The organism is Streptomyces sp. D2-8 (assembly GCF_023184515.1).
Lineage (GTDB): Bacteria > Actinomycetota > Actinomycetes > Streptomycetales > Streptomycetaceae > Streptomyces.
The window spans coordinates 150,993-176,692 of the sequence record NZ_JAAHBP010000019.1 but is presented as its reverse complement, the minus strand read 5'-3'; the positions used below and the strand labels follow the sequence as shown (position 1 = coordinate 176,692).

26 protein-coding genes, 1 pseudogene and 1 riboswitch are annotated in these 25,700 nt (G+C 71.5%); of the genes and pseudogenes, 10 read left to right on the top strand and 17 right to left on the bottom strand.

Going from position 1 to position 25,700, the window contains the following annotated elements:
- The first annotated feature begins 10 nt into the window (after window positions 1–10).
- The 4 genes from G3I77_RS29150 (at window position 11) to G3I77_RS29135 (ending at window position 3,465) form a co-directional block, all read left to right on the top strand.
- Window positions 11–664 carry a YitT family protein gene (locus G3I77_RS29150; RefSeq protein WP_248508283.1) on the top strand — a complete coding sequence of 218 codons (654 nt, stop codon included), beginning with the start codon at window positions 11–13 and terminating at the stop codon, window positions 662–664.
- Window positions 661–1,428 (top strand): glycerophosphodiester phosphodiesterase, encoded by a 768-nt coding sequence (locus G3I77_RS29145; protein ID WP_248508282.1) that lies wholly within the window; start codon window positions 661–663, stop codon window positions 1,426–1,428. The genes G3I77_RS29150 and G3I77_RS29145 overlap by 4 nt, the downstream gene beginning before the upstream one ends.
- Window positions 1,429–1,477: 49 nt before the next feature.
- Entirely contained in the window at window positions 1,478–2,824 is a 1,347-nt protein-coding gene (locus G3I77_RS29140) for an MFS transporter (RefSeq protein WP_248508281.1), read from the top strand.
- A gap of 266 nt (window positions 2,825–3,090) precedes the next feature.
- A complete protein-coding gene (locus G3I77_RS29135; protein WP_030247095.1) occupies window positions 3,091–3,465 on the top strand; it encodes an RNA polymerase-binding protein RbpA in 375 nt (124 codons plus the stop codon).
- A 118-nt stretch (window positions 3,466–3,583) separates the two neighbouring features.
- Here G3I77_RS29135 and fxsA read toward each other — a convergent pair whose 3' ends face one another.
- The 4 genes from fxsA to G3I77_RS29115 all read right to left on the bottom strand — a co-directional run bounded on the left by fxsA (window position 3,584) and on the right by G3I77_RS29115 (window position 7,725).
- Entirely contained in the window at window positions 3,584–4,159 is a 576-nt protein-coding gene (gene fxsA, locus G3I77_RS29130; RefSeq protein ID WP_248508280.1) for an FxsA family membrane protein, read from the bottom strand.
- Window positions 4,160–4,247: 88 nt separating this feature from the next.
- Window positions 4,248–5,051 carry a polyprenol monophosphomannose synthase gene (locus G3I77_RS29125; protein ID WP_248508279.1) on the bottom strand — a complete coding sequence of 268 codons (804 nt, stop codon included), beginning with the start codon at window positions 5,049–5,051 and terminating at the stop codon, window positions 4,248–4,250.
- Window positions 5,052–5,585: 534 nt separating this feature from the next.
- Window positions 5,586–7,187, bottom strand: coding sequence for an amidohydrolase (locus G3I77_RS29120; protein WP_248508278.1), 1,602 nt, complete (start codon window positions 7,185–7,187; stop codon window positions 5,586–5,588).
- A 97-nt stretch (window positions 7,188–7,284) separates the two neighbouring features.
- Window positions 7,285–7,725 carry an Lrp/AsnC family transcriptional regulator gene (locus tag G3I77_RS29115; protein ID WP_004002750.1) on the bottom strand — a complete coding sequence of 147 codons (441 nt, stop codon included), beginning with the start codon at window positions 7,723–7,725 and terminating at the stop codon, window positions 7,285–7,287.
- 269 nt (window positions 7,726–7,994) lie between these two features.
- On the opposite strand from G3I77_RS29115, the gene G3I77_RS29110 reads away from it, so the two are divergent.
- Together G3I77_RS29110 and G3I77_RS41295 are read left to right on the top strand one after the other, a co-directional pair.
- Window positions 7,995–8,429 (top strand): hypothetical protein, encoded by a 435-nt coding sequence (locus G3I77_RS29110; protein WP_248508277.1) that lies wholly within the window; start codon window positions 7,995–7,997, stop codon window positions 8,427–8,429.
- A 171-nt stretch (window positions 8,430–8,600) separates the two neighbouring features.
- Window positions 8,601–8,849 carry a hypothetical protein gene (locus tag G3I77_RS41295; protein ID WP_107057822.1) on the top strand — a complete coding sequence of 83 codons (249 nt, stop codon included), beginning with the start codon at window positions 8,601–8,603 and terminating at the stop codon, window positions 8,847–8,849.
- On the opposite strand, the gene G3I77_RS29105 is transcribed toward G3I77_RS41295, so the two are convergent.
- Window positions 8,812–9,984 carry an acyl-CoA dehydrogenase family protein gene (locus G3I77_RS29105; RefSeq protein ID WP_248508276.1) on the bottom strand — a complete coding sequence of 391 codons (1,173 nt, stop codon included), beginning with the start codon at window positions 9,982–9,984 and terminating at the stop codon, window positions 8,812–8,814. The genes G3I77_RS41295 and G3I77_RS29105 overlap by 38 nt on opposite strands.
- Before the next feature lie 327 nt (window positions 9,985–10,311).
- Between G3I77_RS29105 and G3I77_RS29100 the strand changes: the two are divergent.
- Window positions 10,312–11,147, top strand: a pseudogene (locus tag G3I77_RS29100) (glycoside hydrolase family 18 protein).
- Between the two features lie 55 nt (window positions 11,148–11,202).
- On the opposite strand, the gene G3I77_RS29095 reads toward G3I77_RS29100, so the two are convergent.
- From G3I77_RS29095 to G3I77_RS29085, 3 genes are all read right to left on the bottom strand, one after another.
- Window positions 11,203–11,859, bottom strand: a complete 657-nt coding sequence (locus G3I77_RS29095) for a TetR/AcrR family transcriptional regulator (protein ID WP_248508275.1) — start codon at window positions 11,857–11,859, stop codon at window positions 11,203–11,205.
- Window positions 11,860–11,934: 75 nt separating this feature from the next.
- Entirely contained in the window at window positions 11,935–12,075 is a 141-nt protein-coding gene (locus tag G3I77_RS29090; protein WP_248508274.1) for an SCO1431 family membrane protein, read from the bottom strand.
- A 91-nt stretch (window positions 12,076–12,166) separates the two neighbouring features.
- A complete protein-coding gene (locus G3I77_RS29085; protein ID WP_248508273.1) occupies window positions 12,167–13,546 on the bottom strand; it encodes a peptidase C39 family protein in 1,380 nt (459 codons plus the stop codon).
- Window positions 13,547–13,740: 194 nt separating this feature from the next.
- Here G3I77_RS29085 and G3I77_RS29080 point away from each other — a divergent pair, with 194 nt between their 5' ends.
- Window positions 13,741–14,397 (top strand): uridine kinase, encoded by a 657-nt coding sequence (locus G3I77_RS29080; protein ID WP_248508272.1) that lies wholly within the window; start codon window positions 13,741–13,743, stop codon window positions 14,395–14,397.
- 429 nt (window positions 14,398–14,826) lie between these two features.
- A complete protein-coding gene (locus G3I77_RS29075; RefSeq protein WP_248508271.1) occupies window positions 14,827–16,686 on the top strand; it encodes an AAA family ATPase in 1,860 nt (619 codons plus the stop codon).
- Window positions 16,687–16,832: 146 nt separating this feature from the next.
- Here G3I77_RS29075 and G3I77_RS29070 read toward each other — a convergent pair whose 3' ends face one another.
- From G3I77_RS29070 to G3I77_RS29030, 9 genes are all read right to left on the bottom strand, one after another.
- The gene (locus tag G3I77_RS29070) at window positions 16,833–17,909 is read right to left on the bottom strand and encodes a hemolysin family protein (RefSeq protein ID WP_248508270.1); all 1,077 of its coding nucleotides are present in this window, start codon (window positions 17,907–17,909) and stop codon (window positions 16,833–16,835) included.
- Window positions 17,906–19,240 (bottom strand): hemolysin family protein, encoded by a 1,335-nt coding sequence (locus tag G3I77_RS29065; RefSeq protein ID WP_248508269.1) that lies wholly within the window; start codon window positions 19,238–19,240, stop codon window positions 17,906–17,908. Before G3I77_RS29065 ends, G3I77_RS29070 begins: the two co-directional genes overlap by 4 nt.
- A gap of 244 nt (window positions 19,241–19,484) precedes the next feature.
- Window positions 19,485–19,940: a PH domain-containing protein gene (locus tag G3I77_RS29060; protein WP_248508268.1), complete on the bottom strand. Its 456-nt coding sequence runs from the start codon at window positions 19,938–19,940 to the stop codon at window positions 19,485–19,487.
- Between the two features lie 13 nt (window positions 19,941–19,953).
- A complete protein-coding gene (hisG, locus tag G3I77_RS29055) occupies window positions 19,954–20,802 on the bottom strand; it encodes an ATP phosphoribosyltransferase (RefSeq protein WP_248508267.1) in 849 nt (282 codons plus the stop codon).
- 45 nt (window positions 20,803–20,847) lie between these two features.
- Window positions 20,848–21,120, bottom strand: a complete 273-nt coding sequence (locus tag G3I77_RS29050; protein WP_003988914.1) for a phosphoribosyl-ATP diphosphatase — start codon at window positions 21,118–21,120, stop codon at window positions 20,848–20,850.
- 34 nt (window positions 21,121–21,154) lie between these two features.
- Entirely contained in the window at window positions 21,155–21,640 is a 486-nt protein-coding gene (gene ribH / locus G3I77_RS29045; RefSeq protein WP_185009030.1) for a 6,7-dimethyl-8-ribityllumazine synthase, read from the bottom strand.
- 20 nt (window positions 21,641–21,660) lie between these two features.
- Window positions 21,661–22,950, bottom strand: a complete 1,290-nt coding sequence (locus tag G3I77_RS29040) for a bifunctional 3,4-dihydroxy-2-butanone-4-phosphate synthase/GTP cyclohydrolase II (RefSeq protein WP_248508266.1) — start codon at window positions 22,948–22,950, stop codon at window positions 21,661–21,663.
- Window positions 22,947–23,588 carry a nicotinamide mononucleotide transporter family protein gene (locus G3I77_RS29035; RefSeq protein WP_248508265.1) on the bottom strand — a complete coding sequence of 214 codons (642 nt, stop codon included), beginning with the start codon at window positions 23,586–23,588 and terminating at the stop codon, window positions 22,947–22,949. Before G3I77_RS29035 ends, G3I77_RS29040 begins: the two co-directional genes overlap by 4 nt.
- Entirely contained in the window at window positions 23,585–24,193 is a 609-nt protein-coding gene (locus G3I77_RS29030) for a riboflavin synthase (protein WP_248508264.1), read from the bottom strand. Before G3I77_RS29030 ends, G3I77_RS29035 begins: the two co-directional genes overlap by 4 nt.
- 145 nt (window positions 24,194–24,338) lie before the next feature.
- Window positions 24,339–24,469, bottom strand: a riboswitch (FMN riboswitch).
- Window positions 24,470–24,773: 304 nt separating this feature from the next.
- On the opposite strand from G3I77_RS29030, the gene G3I77_RS29025 reads away from it, so the two are divergent.
- Window positions 24,774–25,661 carry an RNA polymerase sigma-70 factor gene (locus G3I77_RS29025; protein ID WP_248508263.1) on the top strand — a complete coding sequence of 296 codons (888 nt, stop codon included), beginning with the start codon at window positions 24,774–24,776 and terminating at the stop codon, window positions 25,659–25,661.
- Window positions 25,662–25,700: the final 39 nt, after the last annotated feature.

Below are 25,700 nucleotides of genomic sequence, written 5' to 3'. Positions count from 1 at the left end.
GGGGCACATCATGTCTACGCGGGGGCGTCTCGCCCGGCGGCTCGTCCAGCTCTACGCCGGTCTCGCGCTGTACGGCGCGAGTTCGGCGCTGCTGGTCCGGTCGGGGCTCGGGCTGGAGCCGTGGAACGTGCTGCACCAGGGCCTCGCCGAGCGGACCGGTCTGTCGATCGGTGTCGTGCTGACCCTGGTGGGCGCCGCGGTACTGCTCGCGTGGATCCCGCTGCGTCAGCGGCCCGGCCTGGGCACGATCTCCAACGTGCTGGTCATCGGCATGGCGATGGACGCGACGCTGGCCCTGATGCCCGACGCCCACGGCCCGGCGCCGCGCATCACGCTGATGGTGGCGGGGATCGTCCTGAACGGCGCGGCGACCGGCCTGTACATCGCGGCCCGCTTCGGACCGGGCCCGCGCGACGGCCTCATGACGGGGCTGCACCAGCTCACCGGCGTCTCGATCCGCCTGGTCCGCACGGGCATCGAGCTGGCGGTCGTGGCGACCGGCTTCGCCCTGGGCGGGACCGTCGGGATCGGCACCCTCCTGTACGCCCTGGCGATCGGCCCCCTCGCCCAGGTGTTCCTGCGCGTGTTCGCCGTCCCTGCGGCATCCGGCGGCAGCACGGTCGTTGCCACGGGTCAACCCCGAGGAGCGATACTGCGTCCGTGACCCCGCGGATACGCCATCCCTACCTCGACCATCCCGGCCCGATCGCCTTCGCCCACCGGGGCGGGGCCGCCGACGGCCTGGAGAACACCGTGCGGCAGTTCCGGTGCGCCGCCGAGGCCGGCTACCGGTACATCGAGACCGACGTCCACACCACCCGGGACGGCAAACTCGTCGCCTTCCACGACGCGACCCTGGACCGGGTGACGGACGGCGAGGGCCGGATCGCCGACCTGCCGTGGCAGGAGATACGGCACGCGCGCGTGGCGGGCCGGGAACCGCTCCCCCTCTTCGAGGAGCTCCTGGAGACCTTCCCCGACGTGCGCTGGAACGTGGACGTCAAGGCGGAGGCCGCCCTGCTGCCCTTCCTCGACCTGGTCGGACGGACGGACTCCTGGGACCGGATCTGCCTCGGCTCGTTCTCCGAGGCACGAGTGGTGCGCGCCCAGCGGCTGGCCGGCCCCCGCCTGGCCACGTCGTACGGCACGCGGGGCGTGCTCCACCTGCGGCTGCGCTCCTGGGGGCTGCCGGCCGCGGTGCGCCGCTCGGCGGTGGCCGCCCAGGTCCCCGAGATCCAGTCCGGCATCCAGGTGGTGGACCGGCGCTTCCTGCACGCCGCCCACGCGCGCGGGCTCCAGGTGCACGTGTGGACGGTCAACGACGAGGAGAGCATGCACCGGCTCCTCGACCTGGGCGTGGATGGCATCATGACCGATCACATCGACACGTTGCGCAAGGTCATGGAGGACCGCGGCGTCTGGGTCTGAGACCCCGGGCCCGTCCCCGCTGCGCGTTCACGGGGAAGCGAGGGCACGGGTGGGCAACGACACCGTGCGGACACCGCCGGCCGACGGGGCCGCGGAGCTGAGGCGCGAGCAGCGCGGCTGGTACGTCTACGACTGGGCCTGCTCCGTCTACTCGACGAGCGTGCTCACCGTGTTCCTGGGTCCCTATCTGACCTCGGTCGCCAAGTCGGCGGCGGACGCCGACGGGTATGTCCACCCCCTCGGCATCCCGGTGCGCGCCGGGTCCTTCTTCGCCTACTCGGTGTCCCTGTCGGTGATCGTGGCCGTGCTGGTGATGCCCCTGGTGGGCGCCGCCGCCGACCGCACCGGCCGCAAGAAGCCCCTCCTCGCGGCCGCCGCCTACACCGGGGCCACCGCCACGGCGGCCATGTTCTTCCTGGACGGCGACCGCTACCTGCTGGGCGGTGCCCTCCTGGTCGTCGCGAACGCCGCGCAGTCCGTGGCGATGATGCTCTACAACTCCTACCTGCCGCAGATCGCCCCGCCCGAGCAGCGGGACGCGGTCTCCTCCCGGGGCTGGGCCTTCGGCTACGCGGCGGGCTCGCTGGTCCTCGTCGCCAACCTGGTCCTCTACACCGGGCACGACAGCTTCGGCCTCTCCGAGAGCGCGGCCGTCCGCATCTGTCTCGCGTCGGCCGGCCTGTGGTGGGGCGCGTTCGCCCTCATCCCGCTGCGGCGGCTGCGCGATCGCAGGACCGCGGGTGAAGAGGCGGCCCTCCCGGGCTTCCGGCAGCTCGCGGCGACCGTCCGCGACATGCGCCGCCATCCGCTGACGCTGGCCTTCCTGCTCGCCTATCTCGTCTACAACGACGGCATCCAGACGGTGATCACCCAGGCCTCCGTCTACGGCTCCGAGGAGCTCGGCCTCGGGCAGTCCACCCTCATCGGCGCCGTGCTGCTGGTGCAGGTGCTGGCGGTGGCGGGCGCGCTGACCATGGGCCGGCTGGCCCGGGTGTACGGGGCCAAGCGCACGATCCTCGGCTCGCTGGTCGCGTGGACGGTGACGCTGGCGGCCGGGTACTTCCTGCCGGCCGGGGCCCCGGTGTGGTTCTTCGTCCTGGCCGCCGGGATCGGCCTGGTCCTCGGTGGCAGCCAGGCGCTGTCCCGGTCCCTGTTCTCCCATCTGATCCCGCCGGGCAGGGAGGCCGAATACTTCTCGGCGTACGAGATGAGCGACCGCGGCATGAGCTGGCTCGGGCCGCTGCTGTTCGGGGTCACCTACCAGCTGACGGGGAGCTACCGGGACGCGATCATCTCGCTGGTGGTCTTCTTCGTTCTCGGTTTCGCCCTGCTCGCACGGGTTCCGGTGCGGCGTGCGATCGGCGAAGCGGGGAATCCGGTTCCTGACAGGATTTAGCACTCAGAGCGAAAGGGCTGTAGTGTACGCGTTTGGCCTGCCAGGCGTACCGTTACTGCGCGTCAAAGATGCCGAAACGCTGGGTTATATCTGCTATCAGATGTGACAAACCGGGCGCTGGTGGGTACAACAAGGGCGGCTACGACGGCGACGCACGACCCGGAACGGGACTCGGAACGGGAATCTTTACCGCCGACCGGACGTTGACCGGATGACGACGACAGCGACACCTGTCCTGTGGGCGACAAGCCCGGGAGGCACGATTCATGAGTGAGCGAGCTCTTCGCGGCACGCGCCTCGTGGTGACCAGCTACGAGACGGACCGCGGTATCGACCTGGCCCCGCGCCAGGCCGTGGAGTACGCATGCGAGAAGGGGCACCGCTTCGAGATGCCCTTCTCGGTCGAGGCGGAGATCCCGCCGGAGTGGGAGTGCAAGGTCTGTGGGGCCCAGGCACTCCTCGTCGACGGCGATGTCCCTGAAGAGAAAAAGGGCAAGCCCGCGCGTACGCATTGGGACATGCTGATGGAGCGGCGCACCCGTGAGGAACTCGAAGAGGTCCTCGAGGAGCGCCTGGCGGTTCTGCGCTCCGGTGCGATGAACATCGCTGTTCATCCCCGCGACAGCCGCAAGTCGGCATAGTCCCGCAAGGGCCTGGCCGAAGTAACAGCGCATCAGAAGACCGGGGGCGCCGTACGACATGTACGGCGCCCCCGGTCTTCTGCGTGTCCGGTGCCCGGGAGCGGGTGCCCGGAACGGCTCAGTGCGTGAGCGGCGGACGGGGCGGCTGCGGGGCGTCCCCCGGCTCGTCCCTGATGACCTCGCCCTGGACGACCTTGCCGTCGGGCTGGTGCATACGGGCCTGCTGGAAGGCGCCCCCCAGGGTGCCCGGGCGGGCCTCCCGGAGCTTGCGCTCGAAGGTGCGCTCCGCCGAGCGGCTCACGACCTTCTGGACCGGCGGCAGCAGCAGGAGCAGGCCCACCGCGTCCGACACCAGTCCGGGGATCATCAGGAGCAGACCGCCCAGCATCATCAGGCCGTTGCCCTCGCTGTCTGGCCGGGCCGCGTCGGGCATCACACCGCTCTGCTGCTGTTGCAGCGCCTCGGAGAGCTTGCGGAAGGCCCGCCGGCCGACCCGCTTGATGACGACCGAGCCGAGGACGAGACCCGCCAGCAGGACGAGGAAGACCACCAGCCCGCTGGTCGCCCCCGCGACCAGCGTGAGCAGCCAGATCTCCAGCACGAGCCACGCGGCGAAACCCAGCGGCAGAAACGTACGCAGCCGGGAGCGCCGGGGCCGGGCAGGAGGCAGGGGAGTCTGAGCGCCAGTCGTCATGCCTCCAGTGTGCCTGGCCCCGGCTCAGCACGGGATAAGGCCACCATCAGCTGTTTCTGTGAGCGGCCGCCTCGACAGCGGCGTGCGCCTACGGCTTCGAGGGCTTGTCGCCGCGCCCCGTGACCTTGCCGACCCGCTCCCCCACGCCCCACGCCGTGACGCGCCACAGCGCCTCGACCAGGATGTCGCGGCTCATCTTGGAGTCACCGAGTTCGCGCTCGACGAACGTGATGGGCACCTCGACCACGTGGTAGCCGGCCCTGACCGCGCGGCGGGCGAGATCGACCTGGAAGCAGTAGCCCTGGGAGGCGACCTCGTCGAGGCCGAGGCCCTCCAGGGTCTCGCGGCGGAAGGCACGGTAGCCGCCGGTGATGTCGCGCAGCGGCAGGTCGAGCGCCAGCCGGGAGTAGAGGCTGCCGCCCCGGGAGATCATCTCGCGGGACTTCGGCCAGTTCACCACCCGGCCGCCCGGTACCCAGCGCGAGCCCAGCACCAGGTCGGCGTTCTTCAGGGCGGTGAGCAGACGGGGCAGTTCCTCGGGCTGGTGGGAGCCGTCGGCGTCCATCTCGATCAGCACGCCGTAGTCGTGCTCCAGGCCCCAGCGGAAGCCCGCGAGGTAGGCGGCGCCCAGGCCCTCCTTGCCCTTGCGGTGCAGCACGTGGACGTGGTCGTCGTCGACGGTCAGCTCGTCGGCCAGCTTGCCCGTGCCGTCCGGGCTGTTGTCGTCTGCCACGAGCACGTGCGCCTCGGGGACGGCCTTGCGTACCCGGCCGACGATGCCCTTGATGTTCTCCGCCTCGTTGTAGGTCGGAATGATCACCAAGGCCGTGCCGAGCGGGCCGAACTTCCTCACCTGGGCTTCTCCCGCGAGGGTTCCGTCGCCGTCATTCACTGCTGCCCCTTCATGTCCATACGCAGAGGTCCACCATAGTGGGCCCGGCCTGCGATGACGTGACAGGGCGTTCGAATCGTGGTGTCGAATCCGCGCGGCCCGGGCAAGGGCGCGCCTCCGGGTGCGCGTGTACGGCGGATGGGGGCCCGGCGCCCTTCGGGCCGACCTGGGATCCGCTGGCTGCGGATCGACCGAAAGCCGTTGTCTACTGAGCGCGCGGGCCCCACCCGGGTCACACCTCCCCGACCGGCCGGAACGTTCCCTCGGCGCAGCGTCGGCCTGAGCCTGGCTCCCAGTGGCGGTGCCCCGGTGCGGCACACCGTCCCTGACCCGGCGGCGCCGCGGCGAGTGCTCGGACATTCCCCGGTCGGGCGTCCGGTGGTGGACTCGGCCGAACCTACCGGCCTCCTGCGGCCGCCTGTCAATAGCCGTTTGACCTGCGCATCTCGCGGCAAAGCCCTGGTCAGGGCAGAGGATGCGCAGGTCGCGCGCCGGGGGCGCGGCGCACGACTTCATGTGCGCCACCCCCGTAGATCACTCGCCCGGCCGTACGAAGACCGTGCGTCCGCCCACCACGGTGCGCAGACAGACGGGCAGGTCGCGGCCCGGAGTGAGGTCGGGCAGGCCCGGGGTGCCGGAGCGGGGATCCGTCGACCAGCGGGCGACGCGGTCGTCCGGGGCCTGGACGACGAGTTCGCCGGTGCGCCAGACGGCGTAGTCGGCGGGGGCGCCCGGGACCAGAACGCCCGCGTCGTCCCGTCCGACGGCCCGCCAGCCGCCGCGCGTGTGCGCCGTGAACGCGGCGCGCACCGAGACACGGTGCTCCGGCGTGCGGTGGAAGGCGGCGGCCCGGACCGCGCCCCACGGGTCGAGCGGGGTGACCGGGCTGTCGGAGCCGAAGGCGAGCGGGACACCGGCGCGCAGCAGGGCCGCGAAGGGGTTCAGGCCCCGGGCCCGCTCCACGCCCAGGCGCTGCGCGTACATGCCCTCCTCGCCGCCCCACAGGGCGTCGAAGGCGGGCTGCACCGAGGCGGTGAGGCCGAGTTCGGCGAAGGCGGCGACACTCTCCGGGGTGAGCATCTCGGCGTGCTCGACGCGGTGCCGGGCGGCGCGGATCCGGTCGAGCCCGAGCTTCCCGGCGGCGGCGCGCACGCCCTCCACCACGGCGTCCACGGCCGCGTCGCCGATGGCGTGGAAACCGGCCTGCAGGCCCTCCTCGGTGCAGGCCACGACGTGCGCCGCGACCGCGGCGGCATCCAGGTAGGCGATGCCGGTGTGCCCGGCGTCGGCGTACGGCTGGTGCAGACAGGCCGTGTGCGAGCCGAGGGCGCCGTCGACGAAGAGATCCCCCGCGGCGCCGATCGCGCCCAGCTCCCGCGCCTTGGCGACGTCCTGCTCGGCCCAGTAGCCGACGACCCGCGGCCCGGGCTCCTGGCCGGCGAGGCGCAGCAGGCCGGTGAAGTCGTCCTCGGAGGAGATCTCCGGCCCGGCGCACTCGTGGAGCGTGCCGATCCCGAGCGAGACGGCGTGCGCGAGCGCGGCGCGCTGGGCGTCGGTGCGCTGCTGCGGCGTGACGGCGGAGAACGCGGCGGCGCGTACGGCGTGATGGGCGTCGGCGGTGAGCGGTCCGTCCTCACGGGTGACATCGGGGACCAGGTCGAGCAGGGCCGTGGTGACCACCGCCGAGTGGACGTCGATCCGGCTGAGGTAGAGGGGCCGGTGCCCGGTGGCCTCGTCGAGCTCGGTCCGCGTCGGGGGCCGGCCGCCGGGCCAGCGGGCGGCGTCCCACCCGTGCCCGAGCAGGACCCGGTCGTCCGGGCGGGCGGCGGCGAAGTCCCGCACGAGGGCGAGGGCGGCTTCGAGAGAGGGAGCGCCGGACAGGTCGAGGCCGGTGCGTGCGAGCCCCGTGGCAGTGGTGTGCGCATGCGCATCCGTGAAGGCGGGGGTCACCAGCGCCCCGTCGAGGTCGACCACCTCATCCACCCCGTCGGCAAAGGCGTCAGCGGCCCCCTCGGATCCGACCCACGCCACCTGCCCCCGCTCCACGACCATCGCGGTGGCAAAGGGATCGGCAGGACTGTGGACCTCGCCGCGGCGTAGCAGAACGGTCTTCGGCGGCGCACTGGACTCACTCATGGAGCACAGTCTCACAGGCCTGCTGCCGACGCCCCGAAAGGGGGCGCGGGGAACTGCGCGAACAACCGAAGACGACCCGCACCCGGAAGAACGACGATCAGATCCGCGGCGGCCGCGCCTCGTACGGCGTGGACAACACCACCGTCGTCCGCGTGGACACCCCCGCCAGCGACCGCAGCCGCGCCAGCAGCTCCTCCAGCTCGTGCGGCGTGGCGACCCGCACCTTGAGGATGTAGTTCTCGTCGCCCGCGACACTGTGGCACGCCTCGATCTCGGGCACGCCGGCCAGTCGGTCCGCGATGTCGTCCGGCGCACTCGGATCGAACGGTTTCACCGAGATGAACGCCGTCATCGGCAGCCCCACGGCCTCCGGGTCGACGACCGCGGCATAGCCCCGGATGACACCCCGCTGCTCCAGCCGCCGCACCCGCTGATGCACGGCCGACGTGGACAGCCCCGTGGCCTTGCCCAGGTCGGTGTAGCTCATCCGCCCGTCCTTGACGAGCAGCTGCACGATCTGTCGGTCCAGCTCCTCCATGGCGCTAGAACCTACAGGGCGGTTGATCTCCTCGGATACCTGAGCAGCCCAGGTCATGCCCGGTTCGTGATGTGGCCGGAAGCCGACGGTCAGCCGTCCGGGGGACAAACCCGCCGCAGTGGACACCTGCGCGGGGCATGTGACGAACGCCACAGGCCTCGAACAGTCTCCGTAATGTTCTCGTGATTACCGCCCAAGGGGGACGGGAAGTGCTTGCTGTGGTCGAGGCCGCAGTGCCTGATACGGCCCAGCCCGAGGGGGAGAACCCAATGCAGAGTCTTAAGCGCCCTGGTCGCACCGCACCCAAGCGGCAGCAGCTCGTCGTCGAGCCCGAGCCGGAGGGTGTCGAACCCGACGCCTTCGACGACGAACTCGACGCCTACGACACGTTCGAGATGTTCCGGGTCGTCTGCCCGGACTGCGCGCAGCCCATCGCCCTGCTGGCGGACGAGGAGGTTCTGCCGGAGCACGCGCTGTGCGCCTCGCCGTGGAACCCCTTCGGACTGACGGTCTGCGCCGGAACCGGCCGCAGGGCCACGGACGCCCGCCCCGCGGACGAGTCCGCGGAACCGCAGGAGCAGGACACCGCCCTGCTGTTGACGCTCCCTCAGGGGCTCGACTGGCGGACCCAGCCCTTCTCGCACGTCGGGGGCCCGGGCTCGCGCCCCATCAGGGTCCCGGTCATGCGCCGCCAGGCGGCCTGAGCGCGGGCTCTTCACGCCCGCTCGCTCCACTCCCGTAGCTGAACCGCACCACGGCTCACAGACGGCCGTGGTGCGGTTCAGTGTGCCCGGAGCCGTGCGCCGCGCGGCACTGAACGAACGCCCGATTCCACCATCCGGTGACCTGTCCGGGCTTTGCCGCGTTGCCCGGGTATGACCCCCATCTCCTCAGCGACCGGGCGTCAACGCCTCCTGTACGTCCCGCCGCCCGCAGAATCGGTTCGGCCGACTCCGCCCCGCTATCAGGACCCGCCGATCTACCGCGACTTGATGCGGACCTGGGCCGAAGGCGGCCGCACCCTGCCGGGCCGGCACGACCCGGAGTGGATGCGGCTCGCGGCCCCCTGGCGGGGCCTCGACCAGTTCAGCGTCCCTCTGGACCCACGAGATGGCGGGCGATGACCATCCGCTGGATCTGGTTGGTGCCCTCCACGATCTGCAGCACCTTGGCCTCGCGCATGTAGCGCTCGGCCGGGAAGTCGGCGGTGTAGCCGTAGCCGCCGAGGATCTGCACAGCGTCGGTGGTGACCCGCATCGCCGTGTCGGTGCAGTGCAGCTTGGCCATGGCGGCCTGCCTCGCGAACGGCCGGCCCGCGTCCTTCAGCCGCGCCGCCGCGAGGTAGAGGGCACGGCCCGCCTCGATCTGCGTCGCCATGTCCGCGAGCATGAACCGCAGCCCCTGGAAGTCGGCGATCGGCTTGCCGAACTGGCGCCTTTCGGCCGCGTAGGTCACCGCCTCGTCGAGCGCGGCCTGCGCCACGCCGATCGCGCACGCCGAGATGCCGAGCCGGCCCGAGTCGAGCGACGACAGGGCGATCGCGAAGCCCTGCCCCTCCTCGCCGATGCGCCGGGCGTCCGGGACGCGGACGCCGTCGAAGTGGACCTGGGCGGTGGGCGAGCCCTTCATGCCCATCTTCTTCTCCGGCACCGCGGCGCTCAGCCCCTCCGCGTCGCCGGGCACCAGGAACGCGCTGATCCCGCGCGGTCCCTCCTCGCCGGTGCGGGCCATCACCGTGTAGAAGTCCGCGATCCCGCCGTGCGTGATCCAGGCCTTGGTGCCGGTGATCACCCACCCGTCGCCGTCCCGCACGGCCTTGGTGCGCAAGGCCGCCGCATCCGACCCGGAGTGCGGCTCGGAGAGGCAGTAGGCACCGAGCAGGCCGCCGCCGAGCATCGCGGGCAGGTGCTCGACCTGCTGCTCCTTGGTGCCGTACGCGGCGAGCGCGTACGAGGCCAGGGAGTGGACGCTGACGCCGAGACCGACGGTGAGACGGGCCGCGGCGAGCTCCTCCAGGACCTGGAGGTAGACCTCGTAGGGCTGGTCGCCGCCCCCGTACTCGGAGTCGTACGGCAGGCCGAGCAGGCCGGAGCGCGAGAGGAGGGTGAAGAGCTCGCGCGGGAAGCGGCCGGCGTCCTCCTCCTCCGCCGCCTTCGGTGTGATCTCCTGCTGCGCGATGTCGCGGACGAGCGAGATCAGATCCCGGGCCTCCTCCGTGGGCAGTTGCCGGTCCACCTGCTGCGGGGCGCGGTCGGGCATGGCGACGCTCTCCTCCCTGTCGGGCACTAGCGGTCGGGCCCATGGGTGGGGGCGGCGCCGCCGGGTCGTTCTGGTGCCGATGCTTGCAGTCCCGGGTCTCGGAAGCTGCTGACCAGCGGCTGTGCGCTGTGAGTATGCCCGATCGGAGGCATCTCGTCACCAGTTAACGACCGCTTACTTCAAGAAATGGCCGAGCGCGCCCGGAGCGGCGGAATTGGTACGCACCATTGACCCAACTGGTCTAGTCCTCCTACTGTTTTGCCCCACCGATTCACCGCGTTCATGCCAATCGGCGCGCGTTCCCCTCTCCCCACGAGGAGACACCGGATGCACTCCCCCCACCGTTCCCGCTTCCGGGCCATCGTGTCCGCGGCCTGCTGCGCCGTCCTCGGCGCCGGTCTGCCGGCCGGCGCGGGCACCTCCGCCACCGCGGCGACCTCGGCTCAGGAGGCCGCCGCGGATTCGAAGGTCGCCCCCGCCGCCAGGGCCGCGGGATCCAAGGTCATCGGGTACTTCACCGAATGGGGCACCTACGACCGCAAGTACAGAACCTGATGCGGGCACTGCGCGCCACGTTCGGCTCGAGAAACCTCGTCACCGCGGCGATCCCCGCCGACGCCACCCCGGGCGGCAAGATCGACGCGGCGGACTACGCGGGCGCCGCCCAGTACGTCGACTGGTACAACCCGATGACCTACGACGTCTTCGGCGCCTGGGACGCCGCCGGCCCGACGGCCCCGCACTCGCCGCTGACCTCGTACTCCGGCATCCCGAAGGCGGACAACCACAGCTCGGCGGCCATCGCGATGCTCAAGGGCCTGGGCATTCCCGCCTCGAAGCTGCTGCTCGGCATCGGTTTCTACGGCCGCGGCTGGACCGGCGTCACCCAGGCGGCCCCCGGCGGCACCGCGACCGGCCCTGCGGCGGGCACGTACGAGCAGGGCATCGACGACTACAAGGTGCTCAAGACCAAGTGCCCGGCGACGGGGACGGTGGCCGGCACGGCGTACGCCAAGTGCGGCAGCAACTGGTGGAGTTACGACACCCCGGCGACCATCGGCACCAAGATGAACTACAAGAACCAGCAGGGCCTGGGCGGCACGTTCTTCTGGGAGCTGAGCGGCGACACCGCAGGCGGTGAGCTGATCAAGGCGATCCGGTAGGACGGAGGGCCGGGCGGGGCGGCGGGTCCGGTGACGGCGGACCGCCGCCTCTTGTTCAGGCGCCCCGGCGGGCGGGCTGCGGAGCCCGGTAGGCGGGGTCGAGCTCCTCGATCGCGCGCAGGGCGCCGCCGAGGGTCTTCATCAGCAGCTCGCACATGGTGTCGCGGGGCAGCTCGGGGCGGTCGATCCATTCCAGCGTGGCGCCCTCGACGCTGCACACCCAGGCCAGCAGGCCCATCCGCGCCAGCGGGGTGATGTCGACACGGTCGTACGCGCCCTCGGCGATGGTGGTCACGACGGCCTCGCGCACCCCGTCGCGGATGGCGTGCACCTCGGTGTCGAAGCCGACGCCGCCGCTCACGATCGTGCGGTACGCGGCCTGGTTGTGCTCGGCGTAGCGCAGATAGCTGTCGACGGTGCGCTGGACCCGGTCGACCGGGGGCAGTTCGAGACCGCTCGCCGCCAGCGTGACCAGCTCGGTGACCGAGTCCTGGATGATGGCCAGGTAGTACCCGCGCTTGGACTGGAAGTAGTAGTAGATCAGCCCCTTGGCGACGTGCGCCTGCCGGGCGATGTCGTCCATCGACAGGGCGTCGTAGGAGGTGTCGGCGAACAACCTCCGCCCGATGGCGATGAGTTCGGCACGGCGCGCCATCGAGCGCTCGGTGCCGCGGGCTCTGGGGCGCGCGGCAGGCTGGGGGCTGATATTCAATTTCGACCCTGGTCTCAACGGGCGGGGCGGGACCTCCGCAGTATGGCAGGCCACACTCCCGCGCAGCGGGTCAGGTCACAGCAGCCCGAGCCGGGTCACGAGCATCGCGACGACCAGGACGAGGACCCAGCCCATGACGTGCTCGACGATCTTCGGGCCGTCCTCCTGAGGGCCGCCGGTGCGGACGTGTGATGCGGTGGCTGAGTGTGCGGTCATGGCTTCTCGCTGGGTCGGTGGTGCGGGCGGACTCCCCCCAGGGTTCCGTCCACCTTGCCACCGGGTGTGGCTTATGCGGCCGAGAGCTTGGTCACACACGTACCCCCACGGCCGCCAGCGCCTTGCGCTGGGCGGCGCTCGGGCGTGCCGGGAAGTACAGGTAGCAGACACCGCCGGTGCCCGAGACGACCTTGCCGGAGGCGTTGTACCGCTTGGTCCTCAGCCAGATGTTCTCCCACTCGCGCCTCCGGTAGACGCGCCGTACGGCCTCGTTGCTCGCCGAGAACGGATCGTTGGCGATCACGTCGCCGTCGGCGGTGAAGCCGACGACGGTCATCAGGTGCCCGGCGGTGCCGTACCCGGCGCCGGTCAGCTCCTCCTTCAGGAACGACTGGGACGTTATGGCCGGGATGCCCGCGGCGATCAGCGTCTCCAGTTCGCTGAGCGAGCCGAGCCGGGTGACGACGCCCTGGAGGTCCTTGAACGTGGCCGCGTACGCGGCGTTGAACGGCCAGTTGCCGCAGCCCGCGTACTGGTAGTCGTAGGTGAACCGGGCCGCGTGGCACACCTGCGGGTCCGCGTACGCGGGATCGACCCAGTCCAGCTGCCCGTCGGTGAGCCGGCCGCCCCAGTACTCGATGACCATCTGGGAGGACGTCGGGCTGCACCAGGCCTCGCCGCCGTTGTCGTACTCGGGGTACTGGCCCTTGTGGGTCTCCTGCGAGTAGCGCGGGACGGCCAGCTCCTTCGCGAGGCGGGGTGCGGACGCCGGGACGGTGAACCGGTCGGGCACGTCGGAGGCCATGGCGCCGAGCCGCCACACGGTGGGGGTGGCCTTGGTGCCGGGCTTGCGGTAGAGGGTCAGGCGCAGCCGGTACGAGGCCAGGCGCAGGCCGCTCGACGGGTCGTCGATCGCGAGGGTGTCGGTCCAGACGGTGCTCTTGTCGTCGCTCTGGTCGTCGACCGAGGTGCGCCGGATGTCCTGGTCGCCGGCTGCCCAGCGGCCCATCACGTACCAGGGGGTGCTGGTGCCGTCGGTGTAGGTGCCCTTGATCTCGGCCTGGATCCAGGTGCCGGCCGGGGTGCGCGCGTTCCAGGAGACGATCGCCTCGGTCGCGGGGACGGCGAGCCGGTGGACGGGGGACGTCCAGGTGCCGTACTCCCACGCGGCGGTGGTGCCGGTGTGGGGATCCCTGTAGTCGGCGGTTCCGGCGGGCTTCGCGATCGCCAGGCCCGGGCGGGTGCCCGCGACGGCCCGGGTGCCCTTGGCGGTGCCGCCGTACCAGTCGCCGTAGGAGACCCAGGCCCGGTTGTCGACGGTGCGGGCCGGGACCGCCCGGGCGGGGTCTGCGGTGTCGGTCGTCATGGGGGCCTCGGGGTCGGCGGCCGCCGGACCCGCGCCCGCGGTGACGGCGGCGGCGACCGCGGCGGCCAGGACGGTTCTGCGGGACGGCTGTTCGGCTCTGCGCATGGCGGGGACCCCCGGATGTCGGAGTCGGGCTGGGGCGGGGCAGGTCCGTGCACGGTCGGTCGTATCCGTGCGTGCGCCACATATGAGCACAGCCCGCCGTGTCCTGCCAGCACTTCGACGCGCGCCGCGCCCACCAATATTGGCGTCGACCAGTGGCACCCGCGGAGGACCCCGTCGTTAGAGTGCTGAGCGAGATGAATCCGCCCTTCCGCCCCGCACCGGGCCCCGCCGTCCGCGACCTGGCCGCCCGGATCCGCCGCCTCTCCCCCTCCTGCGGCCCGGTCCGGCTCATCGGCGTCGACGGGCACGCCGGGTCCGGAAAGAGCACGTTCGCCGAGCAGTTGGCCGTGGCGCTGGACGGTGCGCCGGTGCTGCGCCTCGACGACATCGCCAGCCACGACGCGCTGTTCGACTGGACCGGACGGCTGCTGGACCAGGTGATCGAGCCCCTCTCCCACGGCCGGACCGGGCACTACGCCCCCTACGACTGGCGGGCCCGCCGCTTCGGCCCGCCCCGACCGCTCCCGCCCGCTCCGGTGCTCCTCGTGGAGGGCGTCGGCGCGGGGCGCCGGGCACTGCGCTCCCACTTGGCCCTGCTTGTGTGGATGGAGCTGCCGCGGGAGGAGGCCTGGGCGCGGGGGCGGTCGCGGGACGGTGAGGAGCAGCGGGACTTCTGGAACGGGTGGGTTCCGGCGGAGCGCCGGCATTTCGCCGACGACCCCTCGCGACCGTTCGCCGACCTTCTGGTACGGCAGCGGGACGAGGGATACGAGGTGCTCACGGGACCTGCTGGGACCATTGGACCGGACCAGCCCCTCACGCACGGTGACGGACCGCCCGCTGTGTGCTGAACTTGTGAAGGGCCTGGCGCGGCAACTTGCCGGGGTGCTTCAACTCGGCTTGACCGTTGGGCCGTACAGGTCTTACGTTCTCAATGTGCGGCATCGGAGCCGCCCACAGACGCGAAGCCCCCGGTTGTTCCCCCGTGATCGGGGGCTTCGTTCTGTCTTCTTCCGGTTTTCCGGCCGCTGCGGGGCGTCGAGCGCTCACCCTGGGTCACCGTCCGCGGGACGCCGCATCCGCTCCCACCTCGCCGAACGGCCCGTGCGGCACCCTACGGGGGCGCCGCCCCCGCAGGTACGATGCCCTCGGTGCGACCTACGGACGGTTGCTTCGCGCACTGTGCAACTCCGGTCCGTGGCACAGCGGTTCGAGCAGGGCAGCCGGCTGGGGGACGGCTCGTTGGCATACCGACGGGGGCACGGTTTGTGGGGGACGTGATGGACTTCGGCACGCAGGGCCCTCAGGCCCCGGCCGACCTCGCTTGGCTGCGAGGCGTGGACGCCTACACCATGGGCGCGTATCCGCAGGCGGAGGAGGAGTTCCGGGCCGCCGTGCGGATGGACTCCGGGATGGCCGACGGCTGGCTCGGGCTGCACGCGCTGCGCGTCGACACGACGACCGCGCTGCTGCGGATGTTCCGGCACCGGGACCGTTTCGGGGAGCAGCGCTCCCGCTACCGCCGTACGCTCAACTCCTGGTACTGGCTGGGCTGGTGGGTGCAGCCCGTGCTGGAGAGCCCCCGCGATCTGCTGCTCGCGCACGCCTCCCACTGGCTGGACGGCCGGCACGTCCCCGAGCTGGACCGGGCCCTCGCCGGGCTGCCGCCCGTGGACACCGACCACCAGGTCCGCTTCCTGCACTCCTGCCGCGCCTATCTGGTCAAGGACTGGGAGCAGCTGGTCCGCCACACCGATCCGCTGCTCGACGATCCGATGCTCGGCATCGAGGCGGGTCTGTTCGGCGGCATGGCCCGGGTCCGCCTGGAGATGTACGGCCAGGCCGAACCCCTGCTGTCGGCCGCGCTGATGCGCTGCCGCAGCGAGCAGCCCCAGCGCAAGGAGCTGCGCTACTGGCTGGCCCGGGCGCACGAGGGCACCGGCCGCAGCGCCGCCGCGCTCCCCCTGTACCGGGCCGTGCACCGCGTCGACCCGGCCTTCATGGACACCTCCGCCCGGCTCGCCGCCATCGCTGAGGGCGACGGATACGACGACGCCACCGACCTCGCGGCGATCACGCTCACCGGCGCGGGCCAGGACGCCGTGGACGGGCCGGACGGGTTCGATCCGCTCTTCGGCCTCGAGGGGCGGGACCTGAGACTGCCCGACCTCGAACCGCCGATCGCTCCCCTGCCGCCGGTGACCGCCCCGCCGGTCCGCGAGAGGGCCGGCCCCACACCCTCCCTGCCCGCCGGGCCCACCGACCCGGCGTTACTGGAGGAGGCACTCGCCGAGCTGGAGCGCATGGTGGGTCTGGAGCCGGTGAAGCGCCAGGTCAAGGCGCTGTCGGCGCAGCTGAACATGGCCCGGCTGCGGGCCGGGCAGGGCCTTCCGGTCCAGCCGCCGAAACGCCACTTCGTCTTCTCCGGCCCCTCCGGCACCGGCAAGACGACCGTCGCCCGCATCCTCGGCCGCGTCTTCTACGCCCTCGGGCTGCTCGGCGGCGACCATCTCGTGGAGGCCCAGCGGGCCGACCTGGTCGGCGAGTACCTCGGGCAGACGGCCGTGAAGGCGAACGAACTGATCGACTCGGCCCTCGGGGGTGTCCTCTTCGTCGACGAGGCCTACTCCCTGTCCAACTCGGGCTACGGCAAGGGCGACGCGTACGGCGACGAGGCCCTGCAGGTGCTGCTGAAGCGCGCGGAGGACAACCGCGACCACCTTGTGGTGATCCTCGCCGGCTACCCGGAGGGCATGGACCGCCTGCTCGCCGCGAACCCCGGGCTGTCGTCCCGTTTCACCACCCGCGTCGACTTCCCCTCGTACCGTCCGCTCGAACTCACCGAGATCGGCAAGGTGCTCGCCGCCGAGAACGGCGACCTGTGGGACGACGAGGCCCTCGACGAGCTGCGCTCCATCGCGGGGCATGTGGTGGATCAGGGGTGGATCGACGAGCTGGGCAACGGGCGGTTCCTGCGGACGCTGTACGAGAAGAGCTGCGCGTACCGGGATCTGCGGTTGTCGGTGTATTCCGGGGTGTTGGGCAGGGAGGATCTGGCGACGTTGCGGTTGCCGGACCTGATGCAGGCGTACGGAGAGGTCTTGTCGGGGCGGGGGCCGCAGGATCCGTCGGCCAGGTGAGTTCGTCGGCCGCGGGTCGGTGGGGGCTGGTCGCGCAGTTCCCCGCGCCCCTGAGTGGGTGCCGTGAAGGCCGGTCGAGCTGCACCGACCTGTCTGGGGGCGTGGGGAACTGCGCGACCAGCCCCCACGCGCCCGCAGCCACGGTGCTAGGTCGCCAGCACCTCTTCACCGGACCTCGGCTCGGTCAGCTTCACCTCGCGCACCTGACGATGCGCGGGGTCCCGCACCTCACCCACCAGCAGCTCCAGCACGTCCTCCAGCGCGACCAGCCCGAGCACCTTGCCGGACGCGTCGGCCACCTGGGCCAGGTGCGTCGCCGCCCGCCGCATCACCGTCAGCGCGTCGTCGAGCGGCAGCTCGGGCCGCAGGGTCGTCATGGGACGCCACAGGTGCTGCGGGACGGCCCGGTCCGAGTCCTCCAGGTCGAGGACGTCCTTGACGTGCAGGTAGCCCATGAACGCGCCCTTGTCCGCGGCGACCGGGAACCGGGAGTATCCCGTGCGGGCCGTGAGCTCGACGATCCGCCCGGGGGTGACCGACGGGCTGACCGTCACCAGGGACTCCCGCTTCAGCAGGACGTCCGTCACCGGCCGGGAGCCCAGCTCCAGGGCGTCCTCGAGGCTTTCGGCCTCCTCGGGGTCGAGCAGGCCCGCCTGGCCGGCGTCCTCCACCAGCCGGTTGAGCTGCTCGCTGGTGAAGACGGCCTCGACCTCGTCCCTGGGCTCGACGTGGAAGAGCCGCAGGATGCCCTGGGAGCAGGCGCCGAGGGCGGCGGTGATCGGCTTGCAGAAGCGGGCGAACCAGACCAGGCCGGGGCTGAGCCACAGCGCGGCCTTCTCGGGCGCCGCCATCGCCAGGTTCTTCGGGACCATCTCGCCGATGACGAGGTGGAAGAAGACCACGGCGGCGAGGGCGATGACATAGGTCAGCGGGTGGATCATGCCGTGCGGCAGGTGGATCCACTCGAAGACCGGCTCCAGCAGATGTGCCACCGTCGGTTCGGCGACCGCGCCGAGCGTCAGGGAGCAGATCGTGATGCCGAACTGGGCCGCCGCCATCATCTGCGGCAGCCGCTCCAGGCCGTACAGGACCTGGCGGGCCCGGGCGGTGCCGAGCGGTTCGATCTGGCTGCGGCGGACGGAGACGAGTGCGAACTCGGCGCCGACGAAGAAGCCGTTGGCGAGCACGAGCAGCGCGGCGAAGAGAAGCTGGAGCACGCTCATCGGACGGCCTCCGCCATGGAGACCACCGGGGCGGTCCGCACGAGCCGGACCCGCTCCGCGCGGTAGTGACCGACCTGGCGCACCGAGAGCCGCCAGCCGGGCAGCTCCGCCTTGTCGCCGACGGCCGGGATCCGGCCCAGCAGGTCGGCGATCAGGCCCGCGACCGTCTCGTACGGGCCCTCGGGCACGTCGAGGCCTATGCGCTGCAGGATGTCGACCCGGCAGCTGCCGTCGACGTCCCAGGCGGGCCTGCCGTCCTCCGGCGGCGCGGCGGCCAGCTCGGGCAGGTCGTGTCCGTCGTGCTCGTCGCGGACCTCGCCGACGATCTCCTCGACGATGTCCTCCAGCGTGACGACACCGGCGGTGCCGCCGTACTCGTCGACGACGACCGCGATGGGCTGCTCGCTGCGCAGGCGGGCGAGGAGCGGCCGTACGGGCAGCGTCTCGGGGACGAGGAGTGCCGGGCGGGCGATGTGGCCGACGGGGGTGCGCAGCCGGTCCTGGACGGGCACGGCCAGGGCGTCCTTGAGGTGGGCCATGCCGACGACCTCGTCGATCTTCTCCCGGTAGACCGGGAAGCGGGACAGGCCGGTGGCACGGGTCAGGTTGACGACGTCCTCGGCGGTGGCGGAGGACTGCAGGGCGCTGACCTTCACGCGCGGCGTCATCACGTGCTGCGCGGTGAGCTCGCCCAGCGACAGGGTCCGGACGAACAGGTCGGCCGTGTCCTGCTCCAGGGCGCCGGCCCGGGCCGAGTGGCGGGCCAGGGAGACGAGTTCGCCGGGGGTGCGGGCGGAGGCCAGCTCCTCGGTGGGTTCGATGCCCAGGGCGCGCACGAGCCGGTTCGCGACGGCGTTGAGGCCGGCGATGACCGGGCGGAACAGCCGGGCGAAGACATGCTGCGGGCCCGCGACGAAGCGCGCGACCTGCAGCGGCCTGGACACCGCCCAGTTCTTGGGCAGGAGCTCGCCGATCACCATCTGCACGGCGGAGGCCAGCAGCATGCCGACCACGACCGTGACACCGGAGACGGCTCCCTCGGGAACGCCGATCGAGGTGAACGGGCCGTGCAGCAGCTCGGCGAGCGCCGGTTCGGCGAGCATGCCGACGACGAGCGAGGTGATGGTGATGCCGAGCTGGGTGCCGGAGAGCTGGAAGGACAGTTCCTTCAGCGATTCGACGACGCGGCGGGCGCGCCGGTCGCCCTCGGCGGCGGCCTTCTCGGCCTCGGGCCGCTCGACCGTCACCAGTCCGAACTCGGCCGCCACGAAGAATCCGTTGGCGAGAATCAGCAGGAACGCGGCTGCCAGGAGCAGCAGGGGGGTGCTCATGATGCCGCCGCCTCCGCACGGTCGCGTACCTCGGAGACGAGGTCCGCGCTATGTCGGCAGGGGGCGGCGCAGGTACTACAGGACGATCCGTCCATCGCCGGAGGGGGTCACTCCTCGGTTAGCAGGAGCCTCTGCGCACCGGTCGGGCAGCAGAGGCGGAGGCGCATCCCTCACGCCTCCGCCACCAGATTAATCAAGACACCGCCCGGTGCGGCAGTGGCGACCGCCCGGAGGATCCCCCGAGTCAGTTCCGATGCTGCTCGGGGTCCGCTCCGGAGCGGGCCTCGACGAGCGCCCGCAGGACCCGGGCGTCGGCGATGGCACGCTGCTTGGCCAGGCCCGGCTGGATGCCCAGAGCAGGCAGGCTGGTGCCGTCGCTGAGGTTGAGGAACACCCAGGGGTCGCCGGGCCGGAGGGTCACCTGGAGGATCTCGGCCCACTCCAGCCGGCGCTTGTTCGTGAGATTGACGACAGTGACGCCGTCGTCGTCGACGACGACCTTGGGACGGGCCAGGAGGAGCAGCACGGCGTCCAGCAGGAGCGCCGTGAAGACGAAGCTGACGCGCTCGCCGGGGCTGAGCTGCTCCAGCAGCATCGCGACCGCCGTGATCACCACGAAGATGGCGACGGCCGCGGTGAGCAGCACCACGCGGGTGCTGCCCGGCCGGAACGTGACGGGCAGGGTGGGCAGATCGGACATCGGATCGCGCCTCTCAGAGACGGCAGGCGTGGATGGCCGTGGTCAGGATGGCCCGGGCGCCGATGTCGTACAGGTCGTCCATGATCCGCTGGGCTTCCTTGGCCGGGACCATCGCGCGGACGGCGACCCAGCCCTCGTTGTGCAGCGGGGAGACGGTCGGGGACTCCAGGCCGGGCGTGAGGGCGACGGCCTTCTCCAGCTGCTCGACGCGGCAGTCGTAGTCCATCATCACGTAGGTCCGGGCGACCAGGACGCCCTGGAGGCGGCGCAGGAACTGCTGCACCTTGAGGTCGTCGGCGTCCGCGCCGGTGCGGCGGATCACGACGGCCTCGGACTGCATGATCGGCTCGCCGGCGACCTCCAGGCCCGCGTTGCGCAGCGAGGTGCCGGTCTCGACGACGTCGGCGATGACCTGGGCGACGCCGAGCTGGATGGCGGTCTCGACGGCGCCGTCGAGGTGGACGACGGAGGCGTCGATGCCGTGCTCGGCGAGGTGCGCCGCGACGATCCCCTCGTAGGAGGTGGCGATCGTCTTGCCCGTCAGGTCCGCCAGGCCGCTGATCGTTCCGGGCTTGGTGGCGTAGCGGAAGGTCGAGCGGGCGAAGCCGAGGGCGAGGATCTCCTCGGCTTCGGCGCCGGAGTCGATGAGCAGGTCACGGCCGGTGAGGCCGATGTCCAGCTGCCCGGAGGCGACGTAGATCGCGATGTCGCGGGGGCGGAGGTAGAAGAACTCGACCTCGTTCACCGGGTCGACGATCCGCAGTTCCTTGGACTCGCGGCGCTGCTGGTAGCCGGCCTCATGCAGCATCTCCGCCGCAGGGCCGGACAGGGAACCCTTGTTGGGGACGGCGATGCGCAGCATGAGGTCGGCTTCCTTTGCGTGGTGACGTACGGGAACGGGTGCGGCTTACAGGTGGGCGTAGACGTCGTCGAGGGAGATGCCGCGGGCGACCATCATCACCTGGACGTGGTACAGCAGCTGCGAGATCTCCTCGGCGGCTGCCTCCTTGCCCTCGTACTCGGCGGCCATCCACACCTCGGCGGCCTCTTCGACGACCTTCTTGCCGATGGCATGGACGCCCTTCTCGACCAGTTCTGCGGTGCGGGAAGTGGCGGGATCGCCCTGGGCGGCCTTGTGCTGGAGCTCGGTGAAGAGCTCCTCGAACGTCTTCTTGGACATGGTGACGCTCAGCCTATGCCACACGTGCCGTCCGTCAGCGCCAGGGTTCGGATACTGAGCGGAGGGTGGCCGCGGTCGCCACCGCCGCCGTCACCGCCTCGTGCCCCTTGTCCTCGTTCGAGCCCTCGATGCCGGCCCGGTCCAGGGCCTGCTCCTCGGTGTCGCAGGTCAGCACGCCGAAGCCGACGGGGACGCCGGTGTCGACGGAGACCTGGGTGAGGCCCTGGGTCACGCCCTGGCACACGTACTCGAAGTGGGGCGTGCCGCCGCGGATGACGACGCCGAGGGCGACGATCGCGTCGTAGCCGCGGCCCGCGAGGACCTTGGCGACGACCGGGAGCTCCCAGCTGCCGGGGACCCTGAGCAGGGTCGGCTCGTCGATGCCCAGGTCGTGCAGGGCGCGCAGGGCGCCGTCGACCAGACCGTTCATCACCTTCTCGTGCCACTGCGCCGCGATGACGGCGACCCGGAGGTCACCCACATTGCGTACGGACAGCTCCGGTGCACCCTTGCCGCTCACGTCTCTCCCTCTGTGCTCTCTTACTGGTTGCCGCAGGCCGGCACGGTGGTCGTGTCCAGCCAGGGCAGGTCGTGGCCCATCCGGTCCCGCTTGGTGCGCAGGTAGCGGAGGTTGTGCTCGCCGGCGCTCACGGGCATCGGCACGCGGGCCTTGACCGCGATGCCGTGGCGGACGAGCGCGTCGGTCTTGTCGGGGTTGTTGGTCAGCAGCCGGACGCCGCGCACGCCGAGGTCGGCGAGGATCTGCGCGCCGGCGGCGTAGTCGCGGGCGTCGGCCGGCAGGCCGAGTTCGAGGTTGGCGTCGAGGGTGTCGCGGCCGCGCTCCTGGAGCTCGTAGGCGCGCAGTTTGGACATCAGGCCGATGCCGCGGCCCTCGTGTCCGCGCAGGTAGACCACGACGCCCCGGCCCTCGTCCTGGATGCGGGCGAGGGAGGCGTCCAGCTGGGGGCCGCAGTCGCAGCGGGCCGAGCCGAAGACGTCGCCGGTGAGGCATTCGGAGTGGACGCGGACGAGGACGTCCTGGCCGTCGCCGATGTCGCCGTGCACCAGGGCGACGTGCTCGACGCCGTCGACCGTGGAGCGGTAGCCGTAGGCCGTGAAGGTGCCGTGGGCGGTGGGCAGTTGGGTCCTGGCCTCGCGGCGGACGGTGGGCTCGTTGCTGCGGCGGTAGGCGATCAGGTCCTCGATCGAGATGATCGTCAGGCCGTGCTTGCGGGCGAAGGGGATCAGCTCGGGCAGGCGCAGCATGGTGCCGTCCTCGCCGGCGATCTCGACGATCGCGCCGGCCGGGCGCAGGCCCGCCAGGCGGGCGAGGTCGACGGCGGCCTCGGTGTGGCCGTTGCGGGTGAGGACCCCGCCGGGCCGGGCGCGCAGCGGGAAGACGTGGCCGGGGCGGACGAAGTCCTCGGGACCGGAGACGCCGTCGGCGAGCAGCTGGAGGGTGGTGGCGCGGTCTGAGGCGGAGATGCCGGTGCTCACGCCGTGTGCGGCGGAGGCGTCGACGGAGACCGTGAAGGCGGTCTTCATCGACTCGGTGTTGTCCTCGACCATCTGCGGGAGCTTCAGCCGGTCCAGCTCGTCGCCCTCCATGGGGGCGCAGATCAGGCCGCGGCACTCGCTCATCATGAAGGCGACGATCTCGGGGGTCGCCTTCTCGGCGGCGATGACGAGGTCGCCCTCGTTCTCCCGGTCCTCGTCGTCGACGACCACGACGGGGCGGCCGGCCGCGATGTCGGCGATCGCCTGCTCGACGGGGTCGAGCGCGAAGCTCTCGACGTCGTCGGTGCCGTACAGGACAGTTGCGGCGTTCATGCCGGCGCTCCTTCCAGGGTGGGCTGTGCTGCCGCGCGCGAGCGCAGCCACCAGTCGCGCAGGCCCCACAGGACGAGCGCGCCGTAGATGACGTAGACGAAGCCGGAAAAGGCGTAGCCGTTGGCGAAGTTGAGGGGCACGCCGACGAGGTCGACGAGCAGCCAGGCGAACCAGAACTCGACCATGCCGCGCGCCTGGGCGTACATGGCGACGATGGTGCCGACGAAGATGTAGGCGTCCGGCCAGGGGTCCCAGGACAGGGTCGGGTACGCCTTGAAGAGCAGCGCCACCGCGACCGTGCCGGCGGCGGCCGCCGCGGCCATCGCCGCGCGCTCGCGCCAGGTGGCGAACCGCACGGCGATGTGGCCGTCCTCGCCCTGTCCCCTGCCGCGCTGCCACTGCCACCAGCCGTAGAGCGCCACGAGCATGACGACCGCCTGCTTGCCCGCGCTGCCGGTCAGATGGCCGAAGAAGGCCCCGAAGAGGATGAGGCCGGCCAGGAACTGCACGGGCCAGGTCCAGATGGAGCGCCGCCAGCCGAGGGCGAGGGCGGCCAGGCCGAAGAGGTTGCCGACCATGTCGGACCAGAGGATGTGCTGGTCGAAGAGGATGAACGCCTCGGAGTTCAGCGCGTTCACCGGCCCGCTCCCTGCGCGCGGTCGCCCAGCATCCGCTCGACGTACTTGGCGATGACGTCCACCTCGAGGTTGACCGGGTCGCCGGGCTGCTTGTGGCCGAGCGTGGTCAGGGCGAGGGTGGTGGGGATGAGGCTGACCGTGAAGTGGTCGGGGCCGGCGTCGACGACGGTGAGGCTGATGCCGTCGACGGTGATGGAGCCCTTCTCGACCACGTACCGGGTGAGGTCCGCGGGGAGGGAGATCTTCACGATCTCCCAGTGCTCGGAGGGCTTGCGCTCCAGGATCTCGCCGGTGCCGTCCACGTGACCCTGCACGATGTGCCCGCCGAGGCGTTCGCCGACGGCCATGGGGCGTTCGAGGTTGACGCGGGAGCCGGCCCGGAGGGCACCGAGGCTGGAGCGGTTCAGGGTCTCGGCCATCACGTCGGCCGTGAATTCGTCGCCCTCGTGATCCACGACCGTGAGGCACACGCCGTTCACGGCGATGGAGTCGCCGTGCTTGGCGCCTTCGGTGACGACGGGGCCGCGCAGGCGGAAGCGACAGGCGTCGTCGAGGGTCTCGACGGCGGTGACCTCGCCCAGCTCTTCGACGATTCCGGTGAACACTTCCCGGGTCCTCCTGCCTCTTCGGGCACGGACTCCGGGGCTGTCGATGACGACAGAAGATACGAGCAGGAACACCGGTGACGACGCCGGACGGAGTCCGTCCCGAGGGCGGACTTCTTGGGCGGCGCGCACGAATGCCCGCTCGCCGCGCACTGCCTCCCATCCGGACTTTAACCGTCGGTCCAGGAATTTCACCTGGTCAACCGGCCGCTGGAGGCGACCGGGTCGCGGACTGTAACCGCCGGTTCGGACTTTCACCGACCCCGGAGTGCGCTGCTACTGGTACAGGGCCAGTGTGCCACGCCTGATCGACGTTCCGAGGGGCGGAGTGTGTGGGCTGCCTCACAGACAGTGCCGCCGCCCTTCCCGAGCGCGACGAGCGCTCCAACTCCCGCACCGGCGGGTTTCCTTGAGACGCCGCATTGGTACACACCTATTGACGATGTGGTCTAGTCCTTTCTAGGGTCATCGCCAGGGTCGGCTCAACCCTCCTGACCGGCCCGGCGGCGGTGACGACGGCCCTTGCCCGCCGTCGGGCCTTCCCACGCCCTGCGCACGGCGTTCTGGCAGGGTGAGTCGTATGACCACGACGACCGCCGACGAGTTCGAGATCCACCGGCGCCGGATGTTCTCGCTCGCCTACCGGCTGCTGGGCTCCGCCGAGGAGGCCGAGGACGCGGTCCAGGACGCGTATCTGCGCTTCAGCGGAGCCGACCGGGCCGGGATCGAGCAGCCGGCGGCCTGGCTCGCCAAGGTCGTCACGAACCTCTGCCTGAACCGGCTGACCTCCGCGCGGGCCCGCCGCGAGCAGTACGTCGGGACCTGGCTGCCCGAGCCGGTGGTCACCGGGGACGGCACGCTCGGGCCGCTGGAATCGGCCGAGCAGCGGGACGCCGTGTCGATGGCGATGCTGGTGCTGCTGGAGCGGCTGACGCCGACCGAGCGGGCGGTGTACGTGCTGCGGGAGGCGTTCGGGTACGGGCACCGGGAGATCGCCGGGGTGCTGGACCTGAGCGAGGCGAACTGCCGTCAGCTGTACCGGCGGGCCGTGCGGCGGGTGGGTGAGCCGCAGGCCCGGTTCGAGCCCGCGTCCGAGCAGCAGGAGGAGCTGGTCGCGTCGTTCATCACCGCGGCCCGCGAGGGTGATCTGGCCGGGCTGGAGAAGCTGCTCGCGGCCGAGGCGACCTGGTGGAGCGACGGCGGCGGCAAGGTCACCGCGGCGCGTTGGCCGATCGAGGGCCGGCAGAGGATCGCCCACTTCCTGGCGGGCGGGGGCCCGAAGTTCGCGGCGGGACTGGATTTCGTGCCGGTGGAGGTCAACGGAGCCACCGGGCTGGCCACCTGGGCCGGCGACACCCTGGTGGGGCTGGCCGCCTTCGAGGTGCGCGACGGGCTGGTCACCGGGGTGCGGGCCGTGGTCAACCCGGAGAAGCTGGCGTTCGCACGGCGTCAGCTCACCCGGGCGTAGGACCGCCGGGCGCGTCTGTCACATTCCGCGGGGGCTGTT

Bases quoted from the DNA above. Each gene is read 5' to 3' on its own strand.
- G3I77_RS29090 (WP_248508274.1), bottom strand. From the start codon at position 12,075: ATGACCGCACACTCAGCCACCGCATCACACGTCCGCACCGGCGGCCCT.
- G3I77_RS29075 (WP_248508271.1), top strand. From the start codon at position 14,827: ATGGACTTCGGCACGCAGGGCCCTCAGGCCCCGGCCGACCTCGCTTGG.
- G3I77_RS29135 (WP_030247095.1), top strand. From the start codon at position 3,091: ATGAGTGAGCGAGCTCTTCGCGGCACGCGCCTCGTGGTGACCAGCTAC.
- G3I77_RS29070 (WP_248508270.1), bottom strand. From the start codon at position 17,909: ATGAGCGTGCTCCAGCTTCTCTTCGCCGCGCTGCTCGTGCTCGCCAAC.
- G3I77_RS29105 (WP_248508276.1), bottom strand. From the start codon at position 9,984: ATGCCCGACCGCGCCCCGCAGCAGGTGGACCGGCAACTGCCCACGGAG.
- G3I77_RS29050 (WP_003988914.1), bottom strand. From the start codon at position 21,120: ATGTCCAAGAAGACGTTCGAGGAGCTCTTCACCGAGCTCCAGCACAAG.
- G3I77_RS29120 (WP_248508278.1), bottom strand. From the start codon at position 7,187: ATGAGTGAGTCCAGTGCGCCGCCGAAGACCGTTCTGCTACGCCGCGGC.
- G3I77_RS41295 (WP_107057822.1), top strand. From the start codon at position 8,601: ATGACCCCCATCTCCTCAGCGACCGGGCGTCAACGCCTCCTGTACGTC.
- G3I77_RS29040 (WP_248508266.1), bottom strand. From the start codon at position 22,950: ATGAACGCCGCAACTGTCCTGTACGGCACCGACGACGTCGAGAGCTTC.
- G3I77_RS29025 (WP_248508263.1), top strand. From the start codon at position 24,774: ATGACCACGACGACCGCCGACGAGTTCGAGATCCACCGGCGCCGGATG.
- G3I77_RS29150 (WP_248508283.1), top strand. From the start codon at position 11: ATGTCTACGCGGGGGCGTCTCGCCCGGCGGCTCGTCCAGCTCTACGCC.
- hisG (WP_248508267.1), bottom strand. From the start codon at position 20,802: ATGCTGCGCATCGCCGTCCCCAACAAGGGTTCCCTGTCCGGCCCTGCG.
- G3I77_RS29110 (WP_248508277.1), top strand. From the start codon at position 7,995: ATGCAGAGTCTTAAGCGCCCTGGTCGCACCGCACCCAAGCGGCAGCAG.
- G3I77_RS29060 (WP_248508268.1), bottom strand. From the start codon at position 19,940: ATGTCCGATCTGCCCACCCTGCCCGTCACGTTCCGGCCGGGCAGCACC.
- G3I77_RS29085 (WP_248508273.1), bottom strand. From the start codon at position 13,546: ATGCGCAGAGCCGAACAGCCGTCCCGCAGAACCGTCCTGGCCGCCGCG.
- G3I77_RS29080 (WP_248508272.1), top strand. From the start codon at position 13,741: ATGAATCCGCCCTTCCGCCCCGCACCGGGCCCCGCCGTCCGCGACCTG.
- G3I77_RS29115 (WP_004002750.1), bottom strand. From the start codon at position 7,725: ATGGAGGAGCTGGACCGACAGATCGTGCAGCTGCTCGTCAAGGACGGG.
- G3I77_RS29065 (WP_248508269.1), bottom strand. From the start codon at position 19,240: ATGAGCACCCCCCTGCTGCTCCTGGCAGCCGCGTTCCTGCTGATTCTC.
- fxsA (WP_248508280.1), bottom strand. From the start codon at position 4,159: ATGACGACTGGCGCTCAGACTCCCCTGCCTCCTGCCCGGCCCCGGCGC.